Annotated in this window: 3 protein-coding genes; 1 reads left to right on the top strand and 2 read right to left on the bottom strand. The window is 45.8% G+C overall.

The annotated features are described in order from the left end of the window. Window positions 1-350 precede the first annotated feature (350 nt). The gene (locus tag P5683_RS23515; protein WP_006626066.1) at window positions 351-968 is read left to right on the top strand and encodes a GNAT family N-acetyltransferase; all 618 of its coding nucleotides are present in this window, start codon (window positions 351-353) and stop codon (window positions 966-968) included. On the opposite strand, the gene larB is transcribed toward P5683_RS23515, so the two are convergent. Next, complete coding sequence (gene larB, locus P5683_RS23510; protein WP_006626065.1) at window positions 959-1,750, bottom strand: nickel pincer cofactor biosynthesis protein LarB; 792 nt, start codon at window positions 1,748-1,750, stop codon at window positions 959-961. The two genes, P5683_RS23515 and larB, sit on opposite strands and share 10 nt — an antisense overlap. Before the next feature lie 48 nt (window positions 1,751-1,798). Next, window positions 1,799-3,589 (bottom strand): ABC transporter substrate-binding protein, encoded by a 1,791-nt coding sequence (locus tag P5683_RS23505; RefSeq protein WP_006626064.1) that lies wholly within the window; start codon window positions 3,587-3,589, stop codon window positions 1,799-1,801. Window positions 3,590-3,677: the final 88 nt, after the last annotated feature.

Raw genomic sequence — 3,677 nt, 5'->3', positions numbered from 1 at the left:
TTCTCCATTATACGTCCTAAGTGTTCTGTCTTGTGCTATACATCAGGAGCCGTGTGATGCGAAAGTATCAAGCACGGTTTTGAATGGGAGTGGGGGAAGGCGACTTCCCTCTCGACCCCTACCTAATCTTCTAGCAAGCTCGGTTCAGACATAACAGTTTAAGACCTAAATAGGGGTAAAACCTGAAAGGGCAATTGTTAGCTCAAGAATCCTCGCACTTCAGGGCGAGGAGTGTCAAAAGCTATAATGGGCCACCCTAGTCCGCTCACCCGCCTTGTTAATTGATCCGATGCCAATGGAGTAATGGTACAGTGTAAAGAAGTTGGCTTGGAATCGTGGAGCCGTTCTTCTTGACCTCAACAACTTACAAACGAGAAGGTTCCGGTGGTGCCTCACACGGGTATCCCCTAAAAATTAGGGCAGCCCTACGGGCTGATGTTACCCGATTAACGGAGATCCTCGCTGAGAGTTTTCATACTCGACAGGGACTCGGTGGCTTGATGTATCCTATTTTTCGCCTGGGCATTTACGAGGATTTGCGTAATCGCTTGGCTACTAGCTCGGGGTATTATACCTGTCTAGTGGCTGCGATCGCAGATTCTCCTCATAAATTAGGTAATATACCTCTAAATGTCCCAGAACATTTGGTAGGAACCGTAGAAATGGCGTTAAGATCGCACAATCCCTGGTCAATTGGCGATCGCTATCCATATATTTCTAATTTAGCTGTTCATCCCACAGCCCGCCGCCAGGGTGTAGCCAGGGAACTCCTGATTGGTTGCGAACAAGTCGCCATGAAATGGGGTTTCTCTGATTTGTACCTTCATGTTCTGGAAAATAATTCCCAAGCACGACAACTGTATCATCAAGTGGGCTATCGCATAGCCCAGATAGATTGGAGTTGGGACTCTGTGTTTTTGGGTCAGCCGAGGCGACTGTTTTTGTGCAAAAACTTGTCTCAGTCTTGATCCATTTTTCTGTTTAATCGCTCTCCCACTCGCAGGATTTGGCCAGCCAAGATAGCCGCGCCAAATCCGTTATCTATATTGACTACTCCTACACCCGCCGCACAGGAATTCAGCATAGTTAATAGGGGTGCTAACCCATTAAAACTTGCACCATAGCCAATACTGGTGGGGACAGCAATTACTGGACAATCAGCTAAACCAGCCACGACACTGGGTAAAGCTCCTTCCATCCCCGCTACTACAATTAAAACATCAGCATCCGAGATTAAATGCCAGTTTCCTAATAGTCGGTGAATTCCTGCTACCCCCACATCCCACAGTCGCTTTACCTGAAACCCTGATAAGCTGGCGGTGACCGCTGCTTCCTCCGCCACAGATATATCAGCAGTTCCGGCGGTTAAAATTCCTATTACACCCACAGATTGCGGTTCAGCAGACCGATAACGCCTATCTAAGGCACAAATCTTAGCTTCTCGATAATATTCTAAATCTGGCATTTCCCGCCGCAGTTCTTCATAAACTTCCGGCTCAATTCGGGTCGCCATCACTACCGGATTTCGTCCCTGCATAGTCTGCATTATTTCTCGGATTTGCTCTGGGGTTTTTCCCGGTCCCCAAATCACTTCGGGAAATCCGGTTCTCAGTTGTCGGTGATTATCTATTTTGGCATAATTTCCGACCGTCTCAAAATCAAAATATCGCATTTTGTTCAGGGCTTCTCTGGGGGATAAATAGCCTTGTGCGACATATTCTAATAGCTGTTTTAAGGCTTCCGGTGTCATTGACAATTTCCTGAATACGGGTTATCTGAGGATACCGTTTATTTATCCCTATTCGCGAATTTTTAACTCGTATAAATTCCAGAACCCTCTGCCGATGGGTGTATAGTTAATGCCTTCTATGCGATCGCGTATGGCATCGAATACCAAAGGATTAACCATATACAGAAACGGCAAATTTTCCGCAATAATCTTCTGGGCTTCTCCATAAAGTTCCCTACGTTTATCATTATCTAGTTCCTGGGAAGCCTGCACATATAAATCATCAATTTTTTGCTCCCAGTCTGATACCACCCAACCTTCTATTTCAGGTTCTCCCGGTTGCTGACCTTGATTAAACGTATGGAGACGACCATTAACAGACCAAATATTATAGCCACCATGGGGCTCTAAAACTCCCCCAGTAAATCCACCCAAAAAAGCCTCCCAATTGCGAGTCTTAGACAACCTATTTACATAAGTATTAAAACTCAAAAATAGCGGATCCACTCGGATGCCAATTCTGGATAAATCTTGAGCAATTTGGGTCGCCATTTGTTCCCGAACTTTTCGACCCGCCGCCACCAACAACGTCAACCGGACTTGATTACCTTCGTCATCGATTAAATTGCCATTATCATCATAGGAAAAACCCGCCTCTCGCAATAATTCCCTAGCATTTTCCGGGTTATAGCTATAGGTTCTTAATCCCTGTTCTGGAGATAGATAAAAAGGACTTTGCACCGGGAACGGCGAATGTTGTAACTCACCCAATCCTAAAAAAATATTATTTTTCATCACCTCTCTATTTATGCTATAATATACTGCTTGACGAAAGGCTAGATTATTAAACCATCGGGATTTATAGGGTTCCACAAAAGGTCTACCGTCGGCATTTTTGCCCTGATTAAGATTAAAAGACATAAACACAGTTCCGGTATCCGGGCCAGGACTGTAGATGGTATATTGCCCTCTGGTTTCTTCAGGTTTCAGCAGGGGGAATGCTTCTGGTTGAACATCTAGGGTATCGAGGGAACCAGACCTAAAATTGAGTAGTTGGGTATCGCTACTCTCGATAATTTGCCACACTATTTGCTCTATATAGGGTTGGGGGTTCCCCTGTGAGTCTTCCCGCCAATAGTAGGGGTTACGTTCTAGGATAACCCGTTGATTGGGGTTATAGCTTCTGATGCGGTACATACCATTACCAACAATTTCCTGGGGGTCGGTATTGGTTCCCCAGGTACTCAAAAATAGGAGATTTCCTTGAGAGTCGAAATTCCGAACGGAGTCAGCCAAAACATGGGCGGGTAAAATTGGTAAACCGCCTGCATATCGGAGGAAAGGGGCGAAGGGTTCGGGGACGGAAAATTCGACCCGCCGATCATCGAGTTTTTTAACGGTGGGTAGGGTGCGATCGCGTCCTACTCTGAGAATATCTTTAAAGCTGCTGGGGATTTGGTCATTGAAATAGATCTCGTTGTAGGTGAAAATCACATCATCTACGGTCATGGGTTCACCGTCAGACCATTTTAAACCCGATCGCAGGGTGATGATAATCCTTTGACCATTTGGGGCAATTTCCCAAGACTCTGCTAGACCTGGTTGGAGTTCTCCGGTAACGGGGTGTTCTTCGATGACGGGACTATAAATATAGCCAAAAACGCTATAGGCGGATTCATTTAGCGGATAGTTAAACGTACTCGGACCGCTAGGGGTGGGAATAACTAGGCGGGAGGGTCTGTCGGCAGATTGGGCGACACCACAACCCCATAAGCCTAGGGCTAATAATATTACTAATAATACTGAGGCTAGGCGGATGAGTAACCCGCGCTTTGACCCTGGATAGACTAAATGGTTCATAACTGGCAAAGTTTATGGCGATTGCGCTTTTAGGCTGATACATTTACGCGACATTTATCCGGCTATTGCCTGACAATGCGACGATAGC

The sequence above is a fragment of the Limnospira sp. PMC 1279.21 genome (genome assembly GCF_032349615.1).
Taxonomy (GTDB): domain Bacteria; phylum Cyanobacteriota; class Cyanobacteriia; order Cyanobacteriales; family Microcoleaceae; genus Limnospira; species Limnospira fusiformis.
Note: the sequence above shows the minus strand (reverse complement) of the source record. Positions and strands in the feature narration are given on the sequence as shown.

What these genes read in the sequence shown, in the direction of transcription:
- larB (WP_006626065.1), bottom strand. Translation starts at nt 1,750, where the DNA reads ATGACACCGGAAGCCTTAAAACAGCTATTAGAATATGTCGCACAAGGC.
- P5683_RS23505 (WP_006626064.1), bottom strand. Translation starts at nt 3,589, where the DNA reads ATGAACCATTTAGTCTATCCAGGGTCAAAGCGCGGGTTACTCATCCGC.